Source organism: Brevibacterium sanguinis, from assembly GCF_039528855.1.
In the GTDB taxonomy this organism is placed as follows: Bacteria; Actinomycetota; Actinomycetes; order Actinomycetales; family Brevibacteriaceae; genus Brevibacterium; species Brevibacterium sanguinis.
Genome location: NZ_BAAAMB010000010.1, coordinates 411,557 through 433,840, shown reverse-complemented (window position 1 = coordinate 433,840; position 22,284 = coordinate 411,557). Strand labels below are relative to the sequence as shown.

Below are 22,284 nucleotides of genomic sequence, written 5' to 3'. Positions count from 1 at the left end.
GTGGAGTTGACTGGTACTAATACGCCGATCACTCACACAACCTTTTATCGGGTTGGTGTGTGCGGAAGTAACATTAACGGGTTTTTGATGAGACCACGCTGTGTGGTGTTCGCGTTCGCTGTGCGGTTCTTGGACCATTACCACACACGGGTAAGTGTGTGGGTGGTTTGTTGGTTTTGCGGTGGTGATAGTGGTGGGGAAACGCCCGGTTAACCGTTCCGATCCCGGTAGCTAAGCCCATGTCATGCTGATGGTACTGCAACTTGGTGGTTGTGGGAGAGTAAGTGACTGCCGCAATTCTTTTTGGTGGGGGCACTCCTTATGGGGGGTGCCCCCACTTTTTGCATTCACGACTGTCTCTGCCCCTATCGTCATGTCGTCAGCGACAGTGTCATGAAGACACTGTGCGAATCCGCACGGTAGCTCCCGAAGGGCTCGGTCTCGACGAATCCGGCCTTGCGGTACAGGGCCCGGGCCGGCGCGAAGAACTCCATGCTCCCCGTCTCGAGGGACACCCGTTCGACCCCGCGTGAGCGCGCGTCACCGAGCGCATGCTCGAGCAGACGGGACGCGACCCCTTTCCCGCGATGCACCGGAGAGGTCCGCATGCTCTTGATCTCCTCATGCCCGGGCTCAAGCTCGGCGAGGGCGATCGTGCCGACGAGGAAGGGCTCATCGTGTGCCGCCCACAGTCGCACACCGGGGCTCTGCAGTCCACTCGCGTCGAGGGCATGCCGTGATTCCTCCGGCGCCGTCGGGGACATATCGGCGAGGTGCTGCTGGAGGAAATCGAGGAGGGCCGGATCGGAGAAGTCGGCCGGAGCGATCGTGATCATGGCTTCATTCAACGGTGCCGCTGTCCCGCGGTCAATCCGCGCAGAACTCCATCCAGGCCGCACCCTTCCTCTGTGCCCGGGTCAGGGTGGGGTTTTCCCGCCCTCGGTCGGTGTGGATTCCGGATGGAGCGGACCGCCTCGGCGCGCATAGCCTGAAGCCATGCGCAACGACACAGCACCCACTCAGGTCCAGCCGGATGCCGACGATGCGGCGGCACGGCCGTCACGGGCACGGTCGATCCTCCGCAGCGCACTCTGGGCAGCCCACTGGGTGCTGCGCATCTGGCTCGCCGGGTACCTGCTCATCTACGGATGGTCGAAGGTTTACCTCGTCCAGATGGGCTATGCGGACTTCTCCGATGCTCTCGTCCAATACGGTGAGATGAGCCCGATGGGCGTGCTCTGGCGATTCATGGCGTTCTCTCCCACGGTCCAGGTGCTCGCCGGCCTTGCCGAGGTGCTCGCGGCGGTCCTCCTCCTCTTCCGGCGCACCGTGTGGCTCGGCGCGCTCCTCGCCGCTGTCGACATGTCCGTCGTCTTCCTGCTCAACCTCACCTTCGACGTCCCGGTCAAGCAGCTGTCGGGCCTCATGGCCGTGGCCGGGATCGTGCTGCTGGCTCCGAACCTCATCCGCCTCGGCCGCTTCCTGCTCGGGCTGCCCACCGGCCGGCCCGTCCACGGTCGCATCTCGTCCCACCGGATCGTCGTCGCCGTCACGAAATGGACGTCACCCGCTCTCGCGCTGCTCCTCATCATCGGGTCGGGAGTGGCCTTCGGGCTCCGCGCGAACTGGGGTCAGCCCGACCCCGTGCCCGCAGTCGCCGGGGTCTACCGGGCGACGGACAGCGGCAGCCGCACCCTTGAGGGTGCCGAAATCAGCCAGGTCGCTTTCGGGCAGAATGCGTTCGACGGCCGAGCGCGTCTGAGCATCCGCTACGCCGACGGGAGCTTCCAGGACGGCAGGTACACGGTGAGCGCCGCCGACCCCGGGGCCGACGACAGCGGGCGGCTCGACGTCACCCTCTTCCCGAAGCTCGACGGTGATCAGGGACTCGTCCGCGATCCGGTGCTCGAGACCTCACTCGACTACGCGATCGACTCCTCGGGGCAGGTGCGGCTGACCGGCGACGGACTCGACGTCACCCTCGTCAGCGACCCCGAACGGCGCTACCTCTTCGACCGCGAGTTCAGCTGGGAGCCGAGCGAGCCGATCAACCGGTGATTGACCGGCTCCGCGATGCTGTGCGCGCACGACAGGAGCGACTGAGGCGCCGCACCACCCGGTGCGGCGCCTCAGTGTCGGCAGTGGACGATGCTCAGCGGCCGAAGAGCCGCGAGAACAGTCCCTTCTTCTTCCCCTTGGGCTCGTCCGTCGTGGACTCGTCAGCGGCCCGCTCAGCGGCGTGCTCGTCCCGCTGAGCGGCGGGAGTCTCGGTCGGTGCCTCTGCCTCGGTGCGATCAGCCGGCGGCGCGGTCTCGGCTGCGGGAGCTGCCGTCTCGGTGGAGGTCTCGCCGGCGGACGGCTGCCGCGGCTCCGCGGGCTCGGTGCGACGGCCGGCGGCATCCTCGCCGTCGCCCTGCGTCGTGGACTCCGACGGAGCGCCGGCCCCCGTCGTCTCCGAGGTTCGCTCGTCCGCCGCGGTCCCTGCCGACGCCGCTGCCGCGGTCCCTGCCGAAGCGGCTGCCGCAGGGGAGCGGTCCGCGCCCGCGGCAGCTGCACGGTCCGGGGACTCAGCTGCAGGGGACCCAGCCGCAGGGGTGCCGGCGGCGGTCGACGGTTCCTGCGGCGCCGCCTCGGTGACGGTGATGCCGGTGATCCGGGAGAACTGGTCGGCCGCCTCGCCCTCGAGCGGGGCATGGACTTCGCAGTTGGAGATGCGGCTCTGCTCATCGAAGCTGAGATCGGCGCTGCCGTCGGCGAAGAGCATGCGGACACCGCCGTCGGGCAGCTCGGCGGTCGGAATCCCGCGCCGGTCGGCGTACGCCGCGAGCGCGGCCCGATGATCGTCGACCGTCGTCTGCGTCAGCCCCTGCATGAGCGCCCTCACGGACGCCTTGACGGTGGGTGCGGGCAGGGCGAGGGCGGGGGAGTCGACGAGCACCCACACGGTCGTGCCGGCACCGGCGGCGGCCGGATAGTGCGCCCACTTGCCCGTCGCCTCCTTCGCCGCGAGCGTGAGCCGCAGGGCGAGCTCGTCGTCGAGGTCGATCTCCGGCGTGACGAGATCGCTGATGCCCTCCGCGGCACCGAACTTCCGCACCTCGTGGGCGAGGCCGACGACCGCCTCGGGGAACCCGTTGATGTTCTCCCAGCCCCACAGCCACGTGCCCTGCGAACTCGATTCGGAGCCGACGAGGTGGGGGCGGGTGCGCAGCGGCTCCCCGCCCTCGACGTCGAAGGTCAGAGTGGGGTCTGCGGAGAAGTCCACCTCCCAGGCGGCGCCGGCGATGACGCTGCCGAAGTGCGTCTGCATCTCCGTGGAGAGGAAGACGGCGCGATTGACGAGATCCTGCAGTGTTGTGCTCATGATTTCCAGCCTACGGGGACGTGTCGAAGATGCGAGGAGGCACGCGGAACCGGCGTCCGTGTCAGTGCCGCGTGGTCCACTGGATTCGAGAACAGTACCATGGCACGCTCTTGCGAAGGAGGACGATCGATGTAGGATGGTTCGTTGCGCTCTTCCAACTCATGACGCCGTCATGTCGGCTTCTCACATCCAGGACGGACACTGTGGCACTTCTGCGCCTCACCCTGAAATACGCGAAATCCTATTGGCTCTTCATCGTCTTCGTCGTCATCCTCCAGCTGGCCTCGACGATCGCCGCTCTCTACCTGCCCAGCCTCAACGCCCGGATCATCGACGAAGGCGTCGCCGCCGGCAACACCGACTTCATCTGGTCGACGGGCATGACGATGCTCATCGTCTGCTTCGTCCAGGTCATCACCGCGGTCACCGCGATCTTCTTCGGTGCCCGCACCGCGATGGGCGTGGGCCGCGACATCCGCCGCGCGATCTACAGCCATGTCGACAGCCTCTCGACCCTCGAGGTGGGGAAGTTCGGCAGCGCGACCCTCATCACCCGCAACACCAATGACGTGCAGCAGGTGCAGATGCTCGTGCTCATGACGCTCAACTTCATGGTCTCGACACCGATCATGTGCATCGGCGGCATCATCATGGCCCTGCGCGAGGATGCGGGACTGTCCTGGCTCGTCTGGGTCTCCGTGCCGACGCTCTTCATCGTCGTCGGCATCCTCGTCGTCCTCCTCATGCCGCTCTTCCGCCGCATGCAGGATCAGGTCGACGACATCAACGGCGTCCTCCGTGAGCAGATCACCGGCATCCGCGTCATCCGCGCCTTCGTCCGCGAGCCCTTCGAAGCCGACCGGTACGCCGACGCGAACCGCGCCCTGACCGAGACCTCCGTCAAGGTCGGCAACCTCTTCGTCCTCATGTTCCCCGCGATCATGATGATCCTCCACATCGCCACCGCCGCCGTGCTCTGGTTCGGCGGCCACCGCGTCGATGCGGGTCAGATGGAGGTCGGCTCGCTCACCGCGTTCCTCCAGTACCTCCTCCAGATCCTCGTCGCCGTGATGATGGGCGTGTTCATGATGATGATGATCCCGCGCGCCGTCGTCTGCGCCGAGCGCATCTGCGAAGTCCTCGAGACCACCTCGTCGATGGTCGTCCCCGACGGCGTCGACGAACTCCCGCGCCGAGGCGAGCTGGAGTTCCGGAATGTCACCTTCGGCTATCCCGGAGCCGAGGTCCCCGTCCTCGAGGACCTCTCGTTCACGGCACGACCGGGCACGACGACGGCGATCATCGGATCGACGGGTTCCGGCAAGTCGACGATCGTGGGACTCATCCCGCGCCTCATCGACCCGCAGTCGGGTCAGGTGCTCATCGACGGAACACCGGTCAGCGCCTTCAACCGTCACCAGCTCGCCGAGGTCGTCGGCCTCGTGCCGCAGAAGCCCTACCTGTTCTCCGGCACGATCGCCTCGAACCTGCGCTTCGGCAGCGAGCACGCCGACGACGCGCAGCTGTGGGAGGCGCTGGAGACCGCGCAGGCCGCGGACTTCGTCGCCGAGAAGCCGGGCGGGCTCGACGAGAGCGTCTCCCAGGGCGGCACGAACTTCTCCGGCGGCCAGCGGCAGCGCCTCTGCATCGCCCGCGCGCTTGCCGCGAAACCGCTCGTCTACGTCTTCGACGATTCGTTCTCCGCGCTCGACGTCGCCACCGACGCCCGACTGCGCGAGGCCCTGGCCGAGACGACGGGGGAGGCGACGGTCATCGTCGTCGCCCAGCGCGTGTCGACGATCCGCGAGGCCGATCAGATCCTCGTCCTCGACGACGGGAAGATCGTCGGCCGCGGCACCCACGACGAACTGCTCGAGACGAACCCGACCTATCAGGAGATCGTCGAATCCCAGCTGACCGCGGAAGGAGTGAACTGACATGGCGAAGAAGGATCCCGTCGACACGACGACCGCAGAGACGTCCGGCACGACCGCTGCCACCGCCGAGGCCGAACTCGCCGAGGACTTCATCCCCTCCGAAGCCGACGGAGACATGTTCGGCGGCACCCCGCCGCGGAAGGCCAAGCACTTCTGGCCCTCGGTCAAGCGCCTCTTCGGACTCATGGCCGACGAGAAGGCGGGACTCGTCAAGGTCGTCCTCCTCGTCATCGGCTCGGTCGTCCTCACCGTCATCGCCCCGAAGGTGCTCGGCAAGGCGATGGACGTCGTCTACTCCGGAGTCATCGGCTCCCAGCTGCCGGCGGGCGCGAACATCGAGGACATCATCGCCGGCGCCCGTGCCGAAGGCCGCGACGACTACGCCGACATGCTCGCGACTGCCGGAGTCGTCCCCGGTCAGGGCATCGACTTCACGGCACTCGGGCAGATCATCATCGTCGTCCTCCTCATGTACCTCGTCGCCTCGATGCTCATGTGGGCGCAGGGCTACATCCTCAACGCCCTCGTCATGCGCGTCGTCTACCGCCTCCGTGAGGACATCGAGCGCAAGATCAACCGGCTCCCGCTGCGGTACTTCGACACGCGGCAGCGCGGGGATGTCATGTCGCGGGTGACGAACGACGTCGACAACATCCAGCAGGCCCTCCAGCAGGCGTTCTCCCAACTCGTCCAATCGGCGCTGACGATCGTCGGCATCGGCGTGATGATGTTCATCGTCTCGTGGCAGCTCGCGCTGCTCGCCCTCATCGCCCTGCCGCTGTCGGCGATAATCGCCGGCGTCATCGGCTCCCAGGCGCAGAAGAAGTTCAAGGCGCAGTGGAAGTACACCGGTGAGGTCAACGGCCACGTCGAGGAGTCGTTCTCGGGGCTCGACGTCGTGCGGGCCTTCGGCCGCGACAAGGTCATGCTCGACGAGTTCGACCGCCGCAACGAAGAGCTCTACGCCGCATCGTCGGGGGCCCAGTTCGTCTCCGGGATGATCATGCCCTCGATGCAGTTCGTGTCGTACCTCAGCTACGTCCTCATCGCCGTCGCCGGCGGCCTGCGGGTCGCCTCGGGGCAGATGACGCTCGGCGATGCGACCGCGTTCATCCAGTACTCGCGGGAGTTCTCGCAGCCGATCTCGGAGATGGCCGGAGTGGCGAACATGCTCCAGTCCGGTGTCGCCTCGGCCGAGCGCACGTTCGAGCTCCTCGACGCCGACGAGGAGGAGCCCGACGAGGCGACGGCCGCGCTGCCTCCGCGGACTCCCGGGCGGGTCGACTTCTCGCATGTCAGCTTCCGCTACACCGAGGACACCCCGCTCATCGAGGACGTCTCCTTCACGGCTGATCCCGGCCACACGGTCGCGATCGTCGGTCCCACGGGCGCCGGCAAGACGACGCTGGTCAACCTCGTCATGCGCTTCTACGAGCTCACCGGCGGGACGATCTACCTCGACGGGGTCGACATCCGCGATCTCACCCGTGCCGACCTCCGGTCGCACGTGGGCATGGTGCTCCAGGATGCGTGGCTGTTCGAGGGCTCGATCCGCGACAACATCCGGTACGGACGACTCGACGCCACCGACGAGGAGGTCATCGACGCCGCGAAGGCGACGATGGTCGACCGCTTCGTCCGGCAGCTGCCCGACGGCTACGACACCGTCATCGACGCCGACGGTGGCAGCGTCTCTGCCGGTGAGCGCCAGCTCATCACGATCGCCCGGGCGTTCCTCGCCGATCCCTCGCTGCTCATCCTCGACGAGGCGACCTCGTCGGTGGACACCCGCACCGAGCTGCTCGTGCAGCAGGCGATGGCGGCCCTGCGCACCGACCGGACGTCGTTCGTCATCGCGCACCGACTCTCGACGATCCGCGATGCCGACACCATCCTCGTCATGGAGAACGGTGCGATCGTCGAGCACGGCAACCACGAGGAGCTCCTCGCCGCCGAGGGCGCGTACTACCGCCTCTACATGTCGCAGTTCCGAGGTGAGGACGCCGAGGAGCACTTCACCGCTGAGGTCCTCGCCGAGGCGGAGACCGAACCCGGGCTCGCCGCCGATGCCGCGGCGCTGGCCGAGGACGCCGGCGACGCCGCAGTGGCCGAGGAGGCTTCCACGGGGTCGACGGAGCCTGCCGCTGGGGCGACGGAGCCTGCCGCTGGTCCGCGGGAATCAGGCGAGGTCAGGGACGAGTCCGGCGTGCGGAACGACGCGTCGACCGACCCGGGCGGGCGCTCGGAGGCTCAGCCGCCGCTCGGCGGGAGGGGAACGGACTGACCGAACCGAGGCAGGACAGGCCGTCCTCCGCAGAAGGCCCCCGAGGGACACTCGGGGGCCTTCGCCGTCCCCGACCAGCGGAGCGGCCGGCCTCGTCCCGTGGGTGCGCACACCCACTCTGCGGCGCGCATGTCAACAGGTTCCGGTGGTAACGATTTTCAGGCTCCGACGGCAGGGTCTGCCGAATCGTGATGTCGGCATGGCGGCCTGTGCGAAGTCCTCGGATCGGTCGACACCGCCTGCCTGACGGCCTGCGGATCGAGCGGAGAATCCGGTGCCACCTGGGCCACCGGGTTGCCGGCGTGAGAGCAGCGTCCGGCCCCGCGACAGACCCCGCCGTGCGCGCCGATCATCCGAACAGTGACGGAACGATAACAGGACGCCGTGACCTGCATCACAGAATCGTCATGAACTCAATGTTCATAAGTCCCCGGACGGGGCGCACAGACGTAGTGTCCTCGACAAGCAGCCACGAGCACCGTGGCAGCTCCAGGCCCCGCTGGAAGGACGATCATGAAACGCCTCATCCTCGCGACGACGGTGGCACTCGCCGTCGCCACCATGGGCTCCCTGCCGGCCGCCGCCTCCGTGGCAGCGGACGGAGCAGCGGGGCAGACAACCCTCATGGCCATGCCGGATCCCGACGGCACCGCCGACGGCGGAACCCCGCCCGGCGACACCACGGACACGGGCACCGACACCGGCACGGACACCGGCACGGACACCGGCGCCGATGACTCCACGTCGCAGGGAACCGACGACAGCTCCGGCGGTGACATGAGCACTGCCGACACCTCGGGCAGCGACGACTCCACCGGCAGCGATGACTCGTCCGGCGCGACGGACGAAGCCGCGACCGATGGCTCCACCGATCCCTCGACTCCCGCCGAAGCGGACGTCGAAGGCACCCCCACCGAGACCCCGACCGAATCCCCCACAGATGAGCCGATCGACGCCACCATGTACCTCGAGTCCGATGAGGTCACGGTGTCGGACCTCAGCGACCCCGACAAAGGCATTCGATTCTTCGTCGACGGTGTCCTCGCAGGAGATGACATCGGATGGGGCGACGGCGACGGCACCCATGCAACCGTGGACTCCGACGGTTCATTCACCGGTGTGTACTACACCGAGGGCGCCTACGAGCCCGGCGACACCGTCACGGTGACCGTCAGCGTTCAGCGGGGCGACCAGAACGAGACGTATTCGGCCAGCGCCACCGTCGTCGGTGACGAGACCGAGCCGCCGCCATCGGGCACGACTCTCGACATCACCCCGGGTTCGCAGCAGGTCTCCGACTTCCTCACCAGCGGTGTGACCGTGATGATGTCCGGCTGCCGGATGGATTCCGACGTCAACATCATGATCACCACCGCCTATGACCCGGATACCGTGGTCTTCGAAGCGAGCCAGGAAGCCGGTGAGGACACCGCCGCCGTGGTGACCTGGGTGCCCGAGGTCGGCGATACCGACCCGGTCGCATTCATCGGGCGATACCTCGTCACGGCCGATTGCGGTGACATGTTCCAGGAGGGCACGTTCACCGTCACCGCGGACGGCGATGAGACTCTTGAGCCCACCCTCTCGGTCTGGCCTGAGACGATCTCCGGCGCCGACTTCGTCAACCGCGACAAGGGCGTGACGATGGCGGTCGTCGATTGCCTGGTCGCCGATGAGGTCCGCTTCCAGGTCTGGAACAGCAGCGACGTCCTCCTCTACGACCGGACGGCCCCGGCCGACGGCGGAGATGTCGCCGCGGTGCAGACCTACGGTCTGGAGAACGATCCCGCGGCGTACGTCGGCAAGTACACCGTCCAAGCCACCTGCGGCGACTACGTCATGAACAGCGGGTTCACGGTCACCGGCTCCGGTGGCGGTGGCGGCGGCGGCAACGGCGGGGGCGGTTCCGGCGGCGGCAACAACGGGTCGATGCCCCGCACCGGTGCAGAACTCACCGGCCTCGGCGCCGGCGCCATCCTCATCCTCGCAGGAGCGGGAGCGGTCCTCTTCGCCCGCCGCCGCGGACAGATGAAAGGATGACAGAACTCCCGTCAGGTCGGTGATTCGTCCCGGCCGGACGGCGAAACGAGATCGGTCCCGGTCCCCGAGGTTGAGTCGGGGAACCGGGACCGATTCGCGTGTTTGGTCTCAGCGGGACGCGAGCAGAGTGCGCACGGCGGACGAGAAGAACCCCTGCCCGTCGACGCCGGTGCCCGCGGGGCCGTAGCCGGCCTCGACGGCATGCTCGGGGTGGGGCATGAGTCCGACGACGTTGCCCGCCTCGTTCGTGATGCCGGCGATGTCACGCAGCGAGCCGTTGGGGTTGAGGCCCTGGTAGCGGAAGACGACGCGACCGGTCGCCTCGAGCTCGTCGAGCACCTCGTCGGTGGCGACGTAGCCGCCCTCGCCGTTCTTCAGCGGGATCGTGATCGTCTGTCCCTGCTCGTAGTCGCCGGTCCACGCGGTGTCCGCGTTCTCGACGAGGAGATCCTGGTCGCGGCAGACGAAGTGCTGCTCCTCGTTGCGGATGAGCGCCCCGGGCAGAAGATGGGACTCGCAGAGGACCTGGAAGCCGTTGCAGATGCCGAGCACCGGCATGCCGGCGTTCGCGGCCGCGACGACGGCGTCCATGATCGGGGCGAAGCGGGCGATCGCTCCGGCCCGCAGGTAGTCCCCGTAGGAGAACCCGCCGGGCAGGATGACCGCATCGACGCCGGAGAGCGTCGAGTCGGCGTGCCAGAGATTGACCGCCGAGGCGCCCGCGAGGGTGACCGCGCGCGCCGCGTCCCGGTCGTCGAGGGTGCCGGGGAACGTGACGACGCCGATCCTCGGACCGGACGCCGAGGCGGTTGCCGAGTCGGTCGCGGCGGTGGCCGTCATCAGGCGTCCTCGGCGACGCGGACGGCGACGACGTTCTCGATGACGGGGTTCGACAGGAGAGTCTCGGCGGCTTCGCGCGCCTGGGCGAGCACCTCGTCGGTGGCTTCTCCCTCGACCTCGAGTTCGAAGCGCTTGCCCTGCCTGACCTCACCGAAACCGGGGAACCCCAGTCGAGCGAGACCACCGGAGATCGCCTTGCCCTGCGGGTCGAGGATCTCGGGCTTGGGCATCACTTCAACGACGACACGTGCCATGCGTGTTTGACTCCTTCACAACGGGGCGCGGGAGCTCCTCCCGCGCTCGGGAAGAGTCTATCAAGCGCGCAGAGGAGCCCGGCCCGGCGGCTCAGGAGTCGAAGCCCATGCCGACGGCGTCGAGGACCTTGAGCAGCGGGCCGCGCCTGCCCTGGTTCTCATCGGCCTTGATGAGAGCGTTCGTCGTCATCCTGATGCCGAGCCACGCCACCGGTTCGGGCGGGAACGGCAGCGGCCGCCTGCGCACCATCTCCAGCTGCGTCAGCTCGGTCTCCTCACCGGAGAGCAGGTCGAGCATGACGGTGCCGGCGAACCGGGAGGCGCCGACGCCGAGGCCGGTGAACCCGGCCGCCATCGCGACCTTCCGGTCGTAGGCGGTGACGAAGAACGCGAAGAACCGGGAGCACGTGTCGATGGCCCCACCCCACTTGTGGGTGAACCTCACGTCCGCGAGCTGCGGGAACGTCTCGAAGAAGTGCTGGGCGAGGGTTTCGAAGGTCTCCCGGTTCTGGTCGTACTTCCACGACACCTGCCGCCCGTAGTGGTAGACGGCGTCCCAGCCGCCGAAGAGGATGCGGTTGTCGGCCGTGAGCCGGTAGTAGTGGAAGCGGTTCGCGCAGTCGCCGATGCCCTGCCGGCCCTCCCAGCCGATCGCCGCCATCTGGTCGTCGCTGAGCGGTTCCGTCATCAGCGCATAGTCGTAGACGGGCACGGTGTGGAGGCTCGCCCGCTTGAGGAGGGAGGGGAAGACGTTCGTCGCCAGTGCCACTCGCTGCGCCGTGATCGTCGCCGTTCCGGCCGCCGTGGCGGCACCGGAGACCGGTTCGGTGGTCACCGCGACCGTCTGCTTCCGGTCGCTGACGTCGGTGACCTTCGTGCCCTCGTAGACCTCGACACCGAGGTCCCGGATGACGCGCAGCAGCTCCCAGCACAGCTTCGCCGGGTTGAGCATCGCGACCTCCCGCGAGTCCCACAGCGCGCCCTTGTACGTCGGGGACTTCACGATCGTCGCGAGCTCCTCCTGGGTGAGGAAGACGAACCCGGCATCGGGGTCGTGGGCCTCCCGCAGACCGGGGACCTGGTAGTCCTCGGTCGCGACGTCGAGTTCGCCGGTGCGTTCGAACTCGCAGTCCATGCCGTAGCGGACGACGGCGGCCTCGATCGCGTCGAGGTTCTCCCGGCCGAGGGCTGCCAGGCGCTCGTTCTCCGCCGGCAGGTGCGACTCGCCGTTGTCGTAGCCGTGGGTGAGGCTGGCTGCGCAGAACCCGCCGTTGCGGCCCGAGGCCGCCCAGCCGACGGTGTTCGCCTCGAGGAGGACGACGTGCCGGTCGGGGTCGCGCTCCTTCGCCTGGAGGGCCGTCCACAGCCCGGTGAACCCGCCGCCGACGACGACGAGATCGGCCTCGAGGTCGGCCGCCAGCGGCGGCAGCGGCTGCGGCCGGGCGTCGGTGTCGAGCCAGAACGGTACGGTGGAGGCGTCGGCCAATGCGGCTTTGACGTCCATGTCACTTCGCTTTCTGCCTTGCGGCATCGCTTCTGCCTGCCGGCGGTCGGTCCGCCGAACGGCACTGGTGGTGCTGGTACTGGTGGTGCTGGAACTCATGGTCGCTGGTGGGGATTCGCACCGCCTCGGCGCTCATCCTGCCATGGTCTTGATGATCTCCGTCGAACTGCCGCCGGACCGGCGCAGCGCGAGCGCGCAGATCGCCAGGGCGATGAGCGTGAGGACGAACATCAGCGTCGAGATCGCCGCCACCTCGGGGCGCAGGGCCACCTTGACGGCGGAGAAGATGTAGACCGGCCACGGCGTCGAGCCCGGCAGCTGCACGAAGCTCGAGAGGATCGTGTTGTCGAGGCTGAGCGTGAACGCCATGAGGGCGCCGGCGAAGATGCCGGGGGCCGCGATCGGCAGGGTGACCGAGCGGAACGTCGCCCACGAGGTCGCCCCGAGATCCGCCGAGGCCTCCTCGAGCTGCCGGTTCATCCCCGCCAACCGCGCCCGCACGATGAACGTGACGACGGCCATCGAGAACATCGCATGGGAGATGATGAGGCGGACCATGCCGGAGTTGAACGGGGTGAGGCCCCAGTCGACGCCGAGGGTGACGAACCACGGCAGGAATGCGATGCCGTCGACGATCTCCGGGGTGAAGAGCGTGATGCCGAGGACGACGGTGAGGCCGACGGCCCACCACACGCCGCTCTTCGCCCGGGCCAGGGCGACCCCGCCGAGGGTGCCGAAGAACGTCGCGACGAGCGACGAGCCGACGGCCGCCTGGAGGCTCGTGATCACCGAGTTGACGATCGTGTCGTTGCTCAGGCCCGAGGTGTAGGCGCGGAAGCCGAACTCGTCGAAGTTCGCGAGCACCGTGCCGTTGTTGAACGAGTACGCGACGATGACGATGATCGGCAGGAAGAGGTAGATGAAGACGAGGACGCCCCAGATCGTGAGCAGCCGGTCGGTGAGCGGTCGATGTGCTGTGAACGCCATGGTCATGCCTTCCCGTTGGTCAGCGGAACGCTGTTCGTGCGCGCCGCGATGAGCTGCCCGACCTTGAGGATCGCGAAGCCGACGCCGACGACGATGAGCGTGGAGATGATGAGGATGACCGCCATGGCCGCCCCGAGCGCCCAGTCCTGAGCGGCGTTGAACTGCTCGGCGATGAGCTGCCCGACCATCGATCCGCTCGCCCCGCCGAGGACCGTCGCAGTGACGTAGTCGCCGTTGAGCGGGATGAAGACGAGCAGGCAGCCGGAGATCACGCCCGGCATCGCCATCGGCAGGGTGACCCGGAGGAACGTCTTCACCTTGCCCGCGCCGAGGTCGTAGCTGGCTTCCCGCAGCTTCTGGCCCGACCGGTCGATCGCGACGAAGAGGGGCAGGATCATCAGCGGCAGGTAGTTGTAGACGACGCCGATCTGCACCGCGGCATGGGTGTAGAGGATGTCGAGCCGATCCTCGGTGAGGCCGAGGCTCATCAGTCCCTCGGAGACGAACCCGTTGGGGGAGAGGATGATCTGCCAGCCCAGGGTGCGCACGAGGAAGTTCGTCCAGAACGGGACCATGACGAGGGCGAGAGCGAGCCCGCGGTGGGCCGGGGCGATCTTCACCGCGATCCAGTAGGCGAAGGGCAGGGCGATGATGAGGCAGAGGAACGTCCCGAGCAGGGAGATCCGCAGGGTGGCGAGGAACGTCGAGATGAACGCCGGGGTGAGCGCCTCGGGGAAGCGATCGAAGCTGAGCTCATCGAGCGCGACCGCGGTGTAGATGTCGGGTTTGTACCCGAAGCTGAAGAAGATCACCATCGCCACCGGGATGACGAAGAAGAAGACGACGTAGGCCCAGGTCGGGAACGACAGGGCCGCCGCCCCGAAGATTCTGTTGCGCAGCGGGATCATGCTCCCGACCTCCTCTTGGCCTCGGTGAGTGTGTCGACGAGCAGCTGGATCTTGTCGTTGAAGACCCCGGCCTCGAGCCGGTCGAGGACCTCCTGCGGCGGGAAGATCATGTCGAGGCCTTCGACACCGGCTTCCTTCGCCTTCTCCTCGGAGCCCTGCACGCCGATCGGGTAGCCGATGTACTCGATCTGCTCGAGCGAATTGGCGGGATCGATCATGAAGTTGATGAACGCATGTGCGGCGTCGGGATGCGGTGCCCCCGTCGCGATCGCCCACGTGTCCATCCAGAGGTTCGCCGAGGGAGTCGGGAAGACGAACTTCCAGTTCTCGGGATCCTCGACCTCGCCGAAGCCCTGCCGGGCGTCGCCGTTGTAGGAGTGCATGAGCGTGAAGCTGCCCTGGATGATGCCCGTCGAGGCGCTGCCGAAGTACGCCCGCACATGCGGGGCGACCTGGTCGACGATGATCGCGCGCGCCTCGGCGATCTCCTGTTCGTTCGTCGTGTTGATGCTGTAGCCCAGGCTCGTCAGACCGATCGAGGAGACCTCGAGCGCATCGTCGAGGAGCGAGGTCTTGCCCGAGGCCTCGTTCTGAGCGGCGTCGATGAAGTCCTGCCACGACGTCATCTCCCGGGTGATGACGTCGGTGCGGTACGCGTACCCGGTCGTGCCCCACGCCTTGCAGATCGTGAACTCGTTGTTCGGGTCGACGTCCTGGTGGATGAAGTTCGGGTCCATCGTCTGGAAGTTCGGGATGAGGGAGAGGTCGAGCGGTTGGAGGAGGTCGTGGCTGGTGAACCGGGAGAGCTGCGAACCGGTGGGGACGACGACGTCGTAGCCGGAGGTCCCGCGGCTTGAGGAGAGCTTCGCGATGAGCTCCTCGTTCGACCCGTACGAGTCGACCTGGAGGAGGACGTCGAAGTCGTCGCGGAATCTCGAGAGCAGGTCGGGGGAGTCGTAGTCGCCCCACGTGTAGAGGTTGAGCTTGTCCTCGAGCTCGCCGTCGGTGGCCGGGGAGGCGGCCATGCCCGTGGAGCTGCCGCAGGCGGAGAGCGCCCCGAGGCCGATGACGCCGATGCCCGCGAGCGCTGCCCGGCGGGTGATGCGTCGGGCGGCGGCCGGTGGGGCGAGGACGGAGACGGGCTGCTGCTCACTCATCGGCGAACACCGCCACGGCATCCTCGTCCCACGACAGGGCCACCTCGTCGCCGTGGTCGAAGATCGTCGCCCCCGACGCCGGCACCCGGGCGAGGAGTTCGTCGTTCGACCCGGCCTTGACCATGTACTGGACGACATCGCCGAGGTAGGACGTCGAGATGACGGTCGCGACGGCCGTGTTCGGCCGGGTCCCCGCGCTCGGGTCGACCGCGGAGACGCGCAGCCGCTCGGGCCGGATCGCCGCGCGCACGGTCATCCCCGTCGTCAGGGGAGCCGTCGTCTCAGCGGTCGCGGTGCCCGCCGTCGCGGGCCGCTGGGCCAGCGCCGAGGTGCGCAGGACCGCGTTCTCACTGCGCAGATCCGCATGACCGGGCCCCACCTCGGCGACGGTGACGGGAACGAAGTTCTGCTTGCCGATGAACCCGGCGACGAAGCCGTTGTTCGGGGCCGCGTAGATCTCCTCCCCGGAGCCCACCTGCTGGACGACGCCGTCGTACATGACGACGATCCGGTCGCTCATCGCCAGCGCTTCCTCCTGGTCGTGGGTGACGAAGACGAAGGTCGTGCCGAGTCCCGCGTGGAGGCGCTTGAGCTCGAGCTGCATCTCCTCGCGCAGCTTCCGGTCGAGGGCGGACATCGGCTCGTCGAGGAGGAGCACCTTGGGCCGGTTGACGAGCGCCCGGGCCAGGGCGATGCGCTGCTGCTGGCCGCCGGAGAGCTGTTCGGGCTTGCGCCCGGCGAACTCCTCCATGCGCACCAGCGAGAGGACCTCGCGGACCCGGTCGGCGATCTCGGCCTTCGGGGTCTTCGACTGCTTGAGCCCGTAGGCGATGTTGTCGGCGATGTTCATGTGCGGGAAGAGCAGGTACGACTGGAACACCGTGTTGACCGGCCGCTTGTGGGGCGGACGGCCGACGAGGTCGGTGCCGCCGAGGAGGATCTGGCCAGCAGTCGGGTACTCGAAGCCGGCGATCATCCGCAGCAGCGTCGTCTTCCCGCAGCCCGAGGGCCCAAGGAGGGAGAGGAACTCGCCTTCGCGGACCGTGAGATCGAGCTTCTCGATCGCGGTCACGCCGCCGAAGTCCTTCTTCACTCCGCGGATCTCGAGATCCCCGGATCGTTCTTCTGTGGTCATGGCTGCCTTTCGCAGAGGGTTTCGCAGAGGGTTTCGCAGAGGGTGCTGGGTCACGCCCGGTGGACGATCCGGCCGCCGGAGACGGTCAGCCGGTTGGTGATGGTGTGGAGGTCGGCGGGGTCGAGGGCGAACGGGTCCGCGCTCGCGAGCGCGAGATTCGCGGGCTCGCCGAGGCGGATGCGGCCGTTGTGCTCGGCGCGCAGCAGGTGCGCGGAGCCTGCGGTGTAGGCCCGCAGGGCGGTGAGCACGTCGATGGCCTGGTCGGGTCCGAGCGGTGCGGGGTCGGCCTCCTCCGGGTGGGAGCGGTTGACGGCGACGTGGACGGCCTGCCACGGATCCGGGGTGGAGACCGGCCAGTCTGATCCCATCGCGAGGTGGGTGCCCGCCTCGGCGAAGGACCGGAACGGGTACTGCCACGCCGCCCGCTCCTCACCGAGGCACGGGATGTTGAGGTCGATCATCTGCTGATCCCGGCACGCCCACAGGGCCTGGAGGTTCGCGGTGATCCCGAGCTCGGCGAAGCGCGGCACGTCGGCGGGGTCGACGACCTGGACGTGGGCGATGTGGTGCCGGGCGTCGGGTCGGAGCCCGGCGTCCGAGTCGGCGACGGCGGCGAACGCGTCGAGGGCCGCGGTCACCGCGGCGTCGCCGATCGCATGGCAGTGGATGTCGAATCCGGCGGCGTCGAGGGCGGCGAACGCCGCGTGGAGGTGGTCACGGGTGAAGTACGACGTCCCGAAGCCGCCGCACGCGCACGTGTACTCCGCGCTCATCGCCGCGGTCCGGGATTCGACGATGCCGTCGAGCATGAACTTCACCGAATGCGTCCGGAACGCCCCGGCGGTGCGCTTGCGCTCGACGAACTTCGCGACCTGGGCGTCGACGTCGGTGACGTCGCGGGGCCACCACAGGCTGCCGACGACCTCGGCGTCGAGTTCGCCGGCGTCGACGGCGCGCACGTACGTGTCGAAGGCGTCGCGGTGCCCCGAGTAGTCGCCGATGATCGCGTCCATCCAGCCGGTGATGCCGAGCGCGAGCAGCTCCGCCTGCCCGGCGAGCAGCCCCGCGCGCATCTCGGCGTCGGAGGGGACGGGCAGGTGGGCGCCGACGATGTCCATCGCCGATTCGTGGAGGCAGCCGGTGGGTGTGCCGTCTTCGTCCTTCTCGATGACCCCGCCGGCCGGGGTCGGCGTGTCCGCGTCGAGTCCGGCGAGCGCCATCGCCGCCGAGTTCACCCACGCCGAGTGGTGGTCGGCGCTGACGAGCATGATCGGACGGAAGGGGCTGAGCTCGTCGAGGAGGTCCGCGCGGGGCGCCCCGCCGGGGAAGTCGGCCATCGACCAGCCGCCGCCGGTGAGCCAGCCCTCCGTCGTCTCCAGGTGTGCGGCGATCCGCGCCCGCACCGCGTCGACGCCGACGGCGTCGCTGAGATCGCACGTCAGCGATTCGAGGCCGCCGCCGGACGTGTGGACGTGGGCGTCGACGAACCCGGGGGTGAGCAGGCCTCCGGCCCCGTCGATCGTCTCCGCCGTGGGACTGTCGGCCGGTCCGGTGCCGATCTCGCTGATCGTTCCGCTGCGGATGCTCACCCGATTCCCGGGCACGATGTCGTGCCCGTCGAAGATCGTGACATCGAGGATGTCAACGTCCATGTGTCCTCCCGACTGCTCTGTCGCTGTGATCCGCGCACGCCCATGGCGGCGCGAGGTGGTGGGGTATGAGGGGGTGCTGGTGATCCGGGCGGGCAGGATCGGCTGCCGGGGCCCGGGTGTCCATCACGTCGTGAAGATCGTGTCCTGCCACGCGTGATGCGGGTCCTCATGCTGGTCGATGAAGACGTGTTTGATCTGCGTGTACTCGTCGAACGAGTACTGGCTCATGTCCTTGCCGAACCCCGAGGCCTTGTACCCGCCGTGGGGCATGTCGGAGACGATGGGGATGTGCTCGTTGATCCACACGCAGCCGGCCTCGATGTCCGCGGCCGCCCGCAGGGTGCGGTTCGTCGACCGCGTCCACGCGCTCGCCGCGAGCCCGTACGGGGTGTCGTTGGCCAGCGCGATCGCCTCGTCGTCGGTGTCGAAGGGGACCGCGACGAGCACGGGTCCGAAGATCTCGTCACGCCACACCTCGGCGTCGGTGTCGATGCCGGTGATGAGCGTCGGAGCGTAGTACGCGGTCGTCTCCGGGGTGCCCGGCAGTTCCTCGCCGAGGTGGTTCGTCGTCGGGATCTCTCCGCCGGTGCGGATCGTCGCCCCGGTGTCTCCGGCGCGGGCGACCATGGCAGCGACCCGGTCGCGGTGGGTAAGTGAGATGAGCGAGCCCATGTCCGTGGCCGGAACGGCGGGATCGCCGAGGCGGACGCCGTCCATGAGCTCGGCGACCCGGTCGGTGAACGCCTCGAAGTGCTCGGCGGCGACGATCGCCCGGGTCGCGGCGGTGCAGTCCTGCCCGGAGTTGATGAGCGAGCCGGCGACGGCGCCGCGGGCGGCGGCTTCGATGTCGGCATCGGCGAAGACGACGAGCGGGGCCTTGCCGCCGAGCTCGAGGTGGACGCGGCTGCCCTTGGCGGCGGCGAGCTCCATGATCCGCCTGCCGACCGGTGTGGACCCGGTGAAGGAGGTCATGACGACGTCGGGGTGGGTGACGAGGGTTTCGCCGGCCTCCTTGCCGTCGCCGGCGATGACGTTGATGACCCCGGGCGGGAAGCCCGCTGCGGTGGCCGCCTCGGCGAGGATGAGCGAGGTGCCCGGCGTCATCTCCGAGGTCTTGAGCACGATCGTGTTGCCCGCCGCCACGGCGGGCAGGATCTTCCATGCCGCCATCTGCAGCGGGTAGTTCCACGGGGCGATCGAGCCGATGACGCCGAGAGGTTCGCGGCGGATCATCGACGTCGACTGCTCCCAGTACGTGCCCGCTGACAGCCCGGTCAGCGCCCGGGCGGCCCCGGCGAAGAAGCGGGCGTTGTCGATCGAGCCGGGGACGTCGAATTCGGTGGCGAGTCGGATCGACTTGCCGGTCTGCTGCGATTCGAGCGCGGCGAGCTCGTCGCTGCGCTTCTCGAGTTCGTCGGCGAGGCGCAGCAGGAGGTCGGCGCGCTCGCCGGGGGTCAGTGCCTTGAAGCCGGGATAGGCGGCCTTCGCCGCGGCGACGGCGTCGCGGACATCGGCGGCGTCGGCGAGTGCGTACTCGCCGGTCGCCTCACCGGTGGCGGGGTTGGTGAGGGTGAACGGAGCTCCGCGTCCCTCGTGGTGTTCGCCGTTCCAGTAGTGCATGCATATCGATTCCCGCCTTGTGCGTGTCGACCCGGTGCCGACGGAACGTGTGGCACGGATCACTGTTGCCGATCACTGTAACGGATTTCGATGGTGAGGTCTACTAGATCCGTTGTTCGAGACAAGGGGCCCGCTGTGAACAGTGACGGTCCGCGTGGAACACCTGCGAAACCAGTGGCATCGTGGGATGCGGCGCAGCTCCGGCGCCGCGCGGGCCGACGGGGCCGCTCTCAACAGACTTCAGGACGCAGAGTGTCGACAACGGCGTGCGCTGTCGACACTCTGCGTCCTGAAGTCGGGCTCAGGCGGGGAAGGTCTCGCCGGTGAGCGTCTCGAAGGCCTCGATGTAGCGTGCGCGGGTCTTCTCGACGACCTCGGCGGGCAGGGCCGGCGGCGGAGTGTCCGACGCCCTGTCCCAGCCGGACTCCGTCGTCAGCCAGTCGCGGACGAACTGCTTGTCGAAGCTCGCCTGCGCGGTGCCCGGGGCGTAGCTGTCGGCGCCCCAGAAGCGCGAGGAGTCGGGGGTGAGCACTTCGTCGGCGAGGACGATCGTGCCGTCGGACAGGGTTCCGAACTCGAACTTCGTGTCGGCGAGGACGATGCCCCGCTCCCGGGCGATGATCTCGGCGCGCCGGTAGATCTCCAGGGTGAGGTCGCGGATCGCGCTCGCCTGCTCCTCGCCGATGGTCTCGGCGACCTGGTCGAAGGAGACGTTCTCGTCGTGGTCGCCGAGCGCGGCCTTCGTCGCCGGGGTGAAGATCGCCGGTTCGAGCCGGTCGGCCTCGTCGAGGCCGGCGGGCAGGGCGACCCCGCACACGGCGCCGGTCGCCCGGTAGTCGGTGAGTCCGGAGCCGGTGAGGTACCCGCGGGCGACGGCCTCGACGGGGATCATCGCGAGGTTCCTCACGATGAGTCCGCGTCCGCGCACCGCGTCGGGGACGTCGGAGCTGATGACGTGGTTGCCGATGACATCGGCGAGCTGGTCGAACCACCACAGGCTCAGGCCCGTGAGCACGCGGCCCTTGTCGGGGATCTCGGAATCGAGCACCCAGTCGTAGGCCGAGATCCGGTCGGAGGCGACCATGAGGAGACGGTCGGCCGAGGCGATGTCCGCAGCGTCCTCGGGGATGTAGAGGTCGCGGACCTTGCCGGAGTACGCGTGCCTCCACCCGGGCAGCGTCGGGGCGTCCGCGTCGAGGCCCGCGGCAGGGGCGTTGCTCGCGGCAGGAGCCGCACTCCCGTAGACGGGAGCGAGCGCGATCCGCCCCCGGGCAGCCGCCTCGGCGATGTCATGGCGGTGCTGTTCGCCGTCCCACGAGATCTCCTCGACCGCGGCATACGCGCGGGCCCGCGCCTCGTCGAGGTCGGTCCCGAGCGCGACGACGGAGAGCACCCGCCCGCCGGCGGTGACGATGTCCCCGGTCTCGGCGACGTCCTCGGTGATGATCGTGTCCTCCGGCGCGTACCCGGCGCCGGGCCCCGTCGCGAGCGCCGTGCCGGCGTGGAGGACGTCGATGCCCTCGCGCGCATCGGCGGCGTCGAGACCGCGGATGATGTCGCCGGTCGTCGGCCGGTCGGGGTAGTTCTCTGCGGCCATGACGACGGTCACGGAGGTGCGCGGATCCCAGTCGAGCTCCCCGACCTCGTCGAGGCGGCCCTCGGCGGCAGCGAGCAGCGTCTGCCCGAGCGGGGTCCTCAGGCGGGCGAGGACGGACTGCGTCTCGGGGTCGCCGAAGCGGACGTTGAATTCGACGACGCGCAGGCCCTTCGAGGTCAGCGCGAGACCGCAGTAGAGGAGGCCGGAGAACGGGGTGCCGCGGCGGGCCATCTCGTCGACGACGGGCTGGGCGACGGTGGTGACGATGTCGTCGACCATGCCCGCGGGCGCCCACGGCAGCGGCGAGTACGCCCCCATCCCGCCGGTGTTCGGTCCGGTGTCACCGTCGCCGATGCGCTTGAAGTCCTGCGCCGGGGCCAGGGGCACCGTCCGAGTGCCGTCGCAGAGGACGAAGAGGGAGACCTCGGGACCGTCGAGGTAGTCCTCGATGACGACGCGGTCGGAGACCTCGAGGCACGAGCGGGCATGGGCGAGTGCGGCCTCCCGGTCGTCGGTGACAACGACGCCCTTGCCCGCGGCGAGCCCGTCGGCCTTGACGACGTAGGGGGCGCCGAAGTCGTCGAGGGCCGCGGCCGCCTCGTCGAGGGTGTAGGCGACGACGGTCCGGGCCGTCGGCACGCCCGCGGCCTCCATGATCTCCTTCGCGAACGCCTTCGATCCCTCGAGGTGCGCGGCGGCCGCGCTCGGACCGAACACTGGGAACGAGGCCTCCCGCAGGGCATCGGCGACACCGGCGACGAGCGGGGCCTCGGGTCCGACGACGACGAGATCGACGTCGAGGCGCTCGGCCAGCGCGGTCACCTCGGCGGCATCGGAGGCGTCGACGTCCGCGGTGTGCGCGATGGCCGCGATCCCCGGATTTCCGGGGGCGGCGATGACGGCGTCGACCTGGGGGTCGCGGCTGAGAGCAAGGACGAGGGCGTGTTCGCGGGAGCCCGACCCGATGACGAGAACCTTCACACGACCAGCCTATAAGGTCGTACG

General features: G+C 68.6%; 16 protein-coding genes and 1 rRNA gene. 5 read left to right on the top strand and 12 right to left on the bottom strand.

Annotated elements, in window-relative coordinates:
* Positions 1-177 precede the first annotated feature (177 nt).
* Positions 178-297: ribosomal RNA gene (gene rrf, locus ABD154_RS13905) — 5S ribosomal RNA — on the top strand.
* Positions 298-371: 74 nt separating this feature from the next.
* Here the strand turns inward: rrf and ABD154_RS13900 are convergent.
* Positions 372-836 carry a GNAT family N-acetyltransferase gene (locus ABD154_RS13900; RefSeq protein WP_198500504.1) on the bottom strand — a complete coding sequence of 155 codons (465 nt, stop codon included), beginning with the start codon at positions 834-836 and terminating at the stop codon, positions 372-374.
* Positions 837-996: 160 nt separating this feature from the next.
* On the opposite strand from ABD154_RS13900, the gene ABD154_RS13895 reads away from it, so the two are divergent.
* Positions 997-2,058 carry a DoxX family protein gene (locus ABD154_RS13895; RefSeq protein ID WP_232623830.1) on the top strand — a complete coding sequence of 354 codons (1,062 nt, stop codon included), beginning with the start codon at positions 997-999 and terminating at the stop codon, positions 2,056-2,058.
* Between the two features lie 94 nt (positions 2,059-2,152).
* Here the strand turns inward: ABD154_RS13895 and ABD154_RS13890 are convergent, their stop codons facing one another.
* On the bottom strand, positions 2,153-3,364 hold the full coding sequence (locus ABD154_RS13890) for a DUF6882 domain-containing protein (RefSeq protein ID WP_198500505.1): 1,212 nt from the start codon (positions 3,362-3,364) through the stop codon (positions 2,153-2,155).
* 203 nt (positions 3,365-3,567) lie between these two features.
* Here ABD154_RS13890 and ABD154_RS13885 point away from each other — a divergent pair, with 203 nt between their 5' ends.
* The 3 genes from ABD154_RS13885 (at position 3,568) to ABD154_RS13875 (ending at position 9,625) form a co-directional block, all read left to right on the top strand.
* Positions 3,568-5,301 carry an ABC transporter ATP-binding protein gene (locus ABD154_RS13885; RefSeq protein WP_198500506.1) on the top strand — a complete coding sequence of 578 codons (1,734 nt, stop codon included), beginning with the start codon at positions 3,568-3,570 and terminating at the stop codon, positions 5,299-5,301.
* Position 5,302: 1 nt separating this feature from the next.
* Positions 5,303-7,585 (top strand): ABC transporter ATP-binding protein, encoded by a 2,283-nt coding sequence (locus tag ABD154_RS13880; RefSeq protein WP_232623831.1) that lies wholly within the window; start codon positions 5,303-5,305, stop codon positions 7,583-7,585.
* Between the two features lie 513 nt (positions 7,586-8,098).
* A complete protein-coding gene (locus tag ABD154_RS13875; RefSeq protein WP_198500507.1) occupies positions 8,099-9,625 on the top strand; it encodes a hypothetical protein in 1,527 nt (508 codons plus the stop codon).
* A 108-nt stretch (positions 9,626-9,733) separates the two neighbouring features.
* On the opposite strand, the gene purQ is transcribed toward ABD154_RS13875, so the two are convergent.
* The 10 genes from purQ to purD all read right to left on the bottom strand — a co-directional run bounded on the left by purQ (position 9,734) and on the right by purD (position 22,260).
* The gene (gene purQ, locus ABD154_RS13870) at positions 9,734-10,465 is read right to left on the bottom strand and encodes a phosphoribosylformylglycinamidine synthase subunit PurQ (protein ID WP_198500508.1); all 732 of its coding nucleotides are present in this window, start codon (positions 10,463-10,465) and stop codon (positions 9,734-9,736) included.
* The gene (purS, locus tag ABD154_RS13865) at positions 10,465-10,719 is read right to left on the bottom strand and encodes a phosphoribosylformylglycinamidine synthase subunit PurS (protein ID WP_137826828.1); all 255 of its coding nucleotides are present in this window, start codon (positions 10,717-10,719) and stop codon (positions 10,465-10,467) included. The genes purQ and purS overlap by 1 nt, the downstream gene beginning before the upstream one ends.
* Positions 10,720-10,810: 91 nt before the next feature.
* Entirely contained in the window at positions 10,811-12,223 is a 1,413-nt protein-coding gene (locus tag ABD154_RS13860; RefSeq protein ID WP_198500509.1) for an NAD(P)/FAD-dependent oxidoreductase, read from the bottom strand.
* Positions 12,224-12,355: 132 nt separating this feature from the next.
* On the bottom strand, positions 12,356-13,210 hold the full coding sequence (locus ABD154_RS13855) for an ABC transporter permease (protein WP_232623832.1): 855 nt from the start codon (positions 13,208-13,210) through the stop codon (positions 12,356-12,358).
* 2 nt (positions 13,211-13,212) lie between these two features.
* Positions 13,213-14,118 (bottom strand): ABC transporter permease, encoded by a 906-nt coding sequence (locus ABD154_RS13850; protein WP_198500511.1) that lies wholly within the window; start codon positions 14,116-14,118, stop codon positions 13,213-13,215.
* Entirely contained in the window at positions 14,115-15,275 is a 1,161-nt protein-coding gene (locus ABD154_RS13845; protein ID WP_198500512.1) for a polyamine ABC transporter substrate-binding protein, read from the bottom strand. Before ABD154_RS13845 ends, ABD154_RS13850 begins: the two co-directional genes overlap by 4 nt.
* The gene (locus tag ABD154_RS13840; RefSeq protein ID WP_198500513.1) at positions 15,268-16,410 is read right to left on the bottom strand and encodes an ABC transporter ATP-binding protein; all 1,143 of its coding nucleotides are present in this window, start codon (positions 16,408-16,410) and stop codon (positions 15,268-15,270) included. Before ABD154_RS13840 ends, ABD154_RS13845 begins: the two co-directional genes overlap by 8 nt.
* 50 nt (positions 16,411-16,460) lie before the next feature.
* Positions 16,461-18,062 (bottom strand): amidohydrolase, encoded by a 1,602-nt coding sequence (locus ABD154_RS13835; protein ID WP_198500514.1) that lies wholly within the window; start codon positions 18,060-18,062, stop codon positions 16,461-16,463.
* A 123-nt stretch (positions 18,063-18,185) separates the two neighbouring features.
* A complete protein-coding gene (locus ABD154_RS13830; protein WP_198500515.1) occupies positions 18,186-19,682 on the bottom strand; it encodes an aminobutyraldehyde dehydrogenase in 1,497 nt (498 codons plus the stop codon).
* A gap of 301 nt (positions 19,683-19,983) precedes the next feature.
* Positions 19,984-22,260, bottom strand: a complete 2,277-nt coding sequence (purD, locus tag ABD154_RS13825; RefSeq protein ID WP_198500516.1) for a phosphoribosylamine--glycine ligase — start codon at positions 22,258-22,260, stop codon at positions 19,984-19,986.
* Positions 22,261-22,284 lie beyond the last annotated feature (24 nt).

Bases quoted from the DNA above. Each gene is read 5' to 3' on its own strand.
- ABD154_RS13900 (WP_198500504.1), bottom strand. From the start codon at position 836: ATGATCACGATCGCTCCGGCCGACTTCTCCGATCCGGCCCTCCTCGAT.
- ABD154_RS13895 (WP_232623830.1), top strand. From the start codon at position 997: ATGCGCAACGACACAGCACCCACTCAGGTCCAGCCGGATGCCGACGAT.
- ABD154_RS13890 (WP_198500505.1), bottom strand. From the start codon at position 3,364: ATGAGCACAACACTGCAGGATCTCGTCAATCGCGCCGTCTTCCTCTCC.
- ABD154_RS13880 (WP_232623831.1), top strand. From the start codon at position 5,303: ATGGCGAAGAAGGATCCCGTCGACACGACGACCGCAGAGACGTCCGGC.
- ABD154_RS13875 (WP_198500507.1), top strand. From the start codon at position 8,099: ATGAAACGCCTCATCCTCGCGACGACGGTGGCACTCGCCGTCGCCACC.
- purQ (WP_198500508.1), bottom strand. From the start codon at position 10,465: ATGACGGCCACCGCCGCGACCGACTCGGCAACCGCCTCGGCGTCCGGT.
- purS (WP_137826828.1), bottom strand. From the start codon at position 10,719: ATGGCACGTGTCGTCGTTGAAGTGATGCCCAAGCCCGAGATCCTCGAC.
- ABD154_RS13860 (WP_198500509.1), bottom strand. From the start codon at position 12,223: ATGGACGTCAAAGCCGCATTGGCCGACGCCTCCACCGTACCGTTCTGG.
- ABD154_RS13855 (WP_232623832.1), bottom strand. From the start codon at position 13,210: ATGGCGTTCACAGCACATCGACCGCTCACCGACCGGCTGCTCACGATC.
- ABD154_RS13850 (WP_198500511.1), bottom strand. From the start codon at position 14,118: ATGATCCCGCTGCGCAACAGAATCTTCGGGGCGGCGGCCCTGTCGTTC.
- ABD154_RS13845 (WP_198500512.1), bottom strand. From the start codon at position 15,275: ATGAGTGAGCAGCAGCCCGTCTCCGTCCTCGCCCCACCGGCCGCCGCC.
- ABD154_RS13840 (WP_198500513.1), bottom strand. From the start codon at position 16,410: ATGACCACAGAAGAACGATCCGGGGATCTCGAGATCCGCGGAGTGAAG.
- ABD154_RS13835 (WP_198500514.1), bottom strand. From the start codon at position 18,062: ATGGACGTTGACATCCTCGATGTCACGATCTTCGACGGGCACGACATC.
- ABD154_RS13830 (WP_198500515.1), bottom strand. From the start codon at position 19,682: ATGCACTACTGGAACGGCGAACACCACGAGGGACGCGGAGCTCCGTTC.